Below are 386 nucleotides of genomic sequence, written 5' to 3' on the forward strand. Positions count from 1 at the left end.
TATTCAAATAAGGGTCTAAATTTAAGAGAAATGAAGAATTTATTAGATTCTGTCCAAAACGAGGGGGTTAATCCGATCTAATAAAGAGTTAGACATCTATTTACCGATTACTATAGTGGATGGCTTTAAGAAATTTAATATTGATGAACTGGCTAATGAAGTGATCAGTGATCAAAAGTTTATGTTAGTAGAAGGCCCACCAGGTTGTGGTAAAACAACAATGTGTTCAAGGCTAACTACTCGTTTAGTTGAGCAAATCTGTTCAAAACGGCTTGATATTGTACCTGTATATATTTCATTGCGTGACAAAGTTGGTACTATGTCAAGAAAAAGTACAAATTAAAATGAGAAAAACCCTAAGTTATTTCCATATTTTAACTTGCTGT

1 protein-coding gene is annotated in these 386 nt (G+C 32.4%); it reads left to right on the forward strand.

The window, feature by feature from the left end; genetic code table 11:
- The first annotated feature begins 160 nt into the window (after nt 1-160).
- Complete coding sequence (locus ACJDU8_RS25710; protein ID WP_406795026.1) at nt 161-343, forward strand: AAA family ATPase; 183 nt, start codon at nt 161-163, stop codon at nt 341-343.
- Nucleotides 344-386 lie beyond the last annotated feature (43 nt).

The sequence above is a fragment of the Candidatus Clostridium eludens genome (genome assembly GCF_045310515.1).
Lineage (GTDB): Bacteria > Bacillota > Clostridia > Clostridiales > Clostridiaceae > Clostridium_B > Clostridium_B eludens.